The 2,033-nt window shown below is 67.2% G+C and carries 4 protein-coding genes; 2 read left to right on the top strand and 2 right to left on the bottom strand.

Annotated elements, in window-relative coordinates; genetic code table 11:
* Positions 1-48: 48 nt before the first annotated feature.
* Positions 49-513, bottom strand: a complete 465-nt coding sequence (dut, locus tag ACRDUX_RS00370; protein WP_526409929.1) for a dUTP diphosphatase — start codon at positions 511-513, stop codon at positions 49-51.
* A gap of 25 nt (positions 514-538) precedes the next feature.
* Between dut and ACRDUX_RS00375 the strand changes: the two genes are divergently transcribed.
* Complete coding sequence (locus tag ACRDUX_RS00375; protein ID WP_526409931.1) at positions 539-1,027, top strand: DUF3093 family protein; 489 nt, start codon at positions 539-541, stop codon at positions 1,025-1,027.
* A gap of 20 nt (positions 1,028-1,047) precedes the next feature.
* Here the strand turns inward: ACRDUX_RS00375 and ACRDUX_RS00380 are convergent, their stop codons facing one another.
* The gene (locus tag ACRDUX_RS00380) at positions 1,048-1,350 is read right to left on the bottom strand and encodes a DUF4193 domain-containing protein (RefSeq protein WP_083059801.1); all 303 of its coding nucleotides are present in this window, start codon (positions 1,348-1,350) and stop codon (positions 1,048-1,050) included.
* Positions 1,351-1,523: 173 nt separating this feature from the next.
* Here ACRDUX_RS00380 and cei point away from each other — a divergent pair.
* Positions 1,524-2,033 (top strand): envelope integrity protein Cei (cei, locus tag ACRDUX_RS00385; protein ID WP_526409933.1); only part of this gene is annotated, 510 nt, incomplete at its 3' end.

Below are 2,033 nucleotides of genomic sequence, written 5' to 3' on the forward strand. Positions count from 1 at the left end.
CCTCGGGGTCGGTCGTGTCGTCGCTGCGCTTGCGCCTGCCGAATGCCATCACAAACTCTCGTGTCCGCCGGAGGAACCGTGGCCACCGTCGCCACGGGAAGTGTCAGCCAGCCCGGCCTCGTCGAACGACGTGACCTCGACCAACTCGGGTAGCTCGACCCGCTGAACCAGGAGCTGCGCAATCCGGTCACCGCGTCGGATGTTGATCGCCAGGTCGGGATCGAGATTGATCAGCGTGACCTTGATCTCGCCCCGATAGCCCGCATCGACGGTGCCGGGGCTGTTGACGATGGAGAGGCCGACGCGCGTGGCCAAACCCGATCGAGGATGCACCAGCCCGACCATGCCGTGGGGAATGGCCACCGCGATTCCAGTGGGAACCAGCGCGCGACGCCCGGGAGCGAGATCTACGTCGACCGCGCTGTAGAGGTCCACGCCGGCATCGCCGTCGTGCGCCCGCGCGGGCAGGGGCAGCTCGGGGTCCAACCGGACGACCGCCAGAGAGGTGGACACGAGCAGGAAGATTACTCTTGGCCGCGTGTCCGACACGCGCGCAGCCACACAAACGGTGCGCTACCGAGAGCGACTGCTGGTGCCATGGTGGTGGTGGCCCCCAGGCTTCGCGTTGGCTGCCCTGATCGCACTCGAGGTCAACCAGGGAGTCCAGTCGCTGCCGAACTGGCTGCCGTACGCCCTCCTGCTGCCCGTGGCGGCGGCCGTGCTCATCTGGCTGGGTCGTGTCGACGTGCGGGTGGTCAGCACTTCGACGGCGGACGGCGCCGACACCGAACTGTGGGTCGGGGCCGCGCATCTGCCCGCCAGCGTCATCTCCAGGACGGCCGAAGTCCCCAGGTCGGCGAAGTCGGCCGCACTGGGTCGCCAACTGGACCCCGCGGCATATGTCGTACACCGGGCCTGGGTTGCGGGCATGGTCCTCGTCGTCCTCGACGATCCGGAGGATCCGACGCCGTACTGGCTGGTGAGCTGCCGCCGTCCCGATCGCGTGCTGGCCGCGTTGCGCAGCTGACGCCCATCAGCCGGTCTTGCTCAGGCCGCGCAGTCCGTGCAGATCATGACCCCACCCTTTTCGCTGGCCAGCCTGCTGCGGTGATGCACCAGGAAGCAGCTGGAGCAGGTGAACTCGTCGGCCTGCTTGGGCACCACCCTGACCGACAACTCCTCGCCAGACAGGTCGGCCCCTGGAAGCTCGAAGGACTCTGCGGACTCGGACTCGTCTACGTCGACGACCGCTGATTGAGCTTCGTTGCGCCGTGCCTTCAGTTCCTCGAGCGAATCTTCGGAAACGTCGTCGGTCTCGGTGCGCCGTGGGGCGTCGTAGTCGGTAGCCATCCTCATCCCCCTCCTTACTGGATCCGTCATGTAGCGACAGAGCTTTGTACCAGCGCAGAACGCATCCGCCAAATAATTCGTGCCCCGTTCGGCGCCGGATTGGATGTGATTTATATCACACTGGAAAGTTCCAGGTAGGGACCCACAGCGGGGCCTGCCCTTACAGTGCAGAGGTGGTAGCGCAGATCACGTCCGGCACGGCGTTCGACAAACACGGCCGACCGTTCCGCCGACGCAACATCCTCCCGGCCATCATCACGGTCGTGGCACTTGCCGTCGTCACCCTGGTGGTCTGGGTGTTCGCGTTCAACCAGACCACCGACGTGCAACAGGCCGCCGTATGCAATCCACCCCCGCCTGCGGCCGATGCCACGCAGACCGCGCTGGGACAGCAGGTGGCGCCGGCGACCATGACCGACGTCACCCCGGCCAAGCTCGCCGACACCAAGATCCGCGTGCTCAACGCCAGCGGCCAGGGAGGCCAGGCCGCCGAGGTGGCCGGCGCGCTGCGAGACCTCGGGTACGCCCCTCCCACCGCAGGCAACGACACCGTCTACGAGAACACCAGGTTGGCGTGCCAGGGCCAGATCCGCTTCGGGGCGGCGGGGACGGCCGCTGCCGCCGCCCGATGGCTCGTCGCACCGTGCACCGAGCTGTACCCAGACCAACGCGGCGACGACACC

Origin of the sequence: Mycobacterium sp. (assembly GCF_050701675.1) — a bacterium.
Classification (GTDB): Bacteria; Actinomycetota; Actinomycetes; order Mycobacteriales; family Mycobacteriaceae; genus Mycobacterium.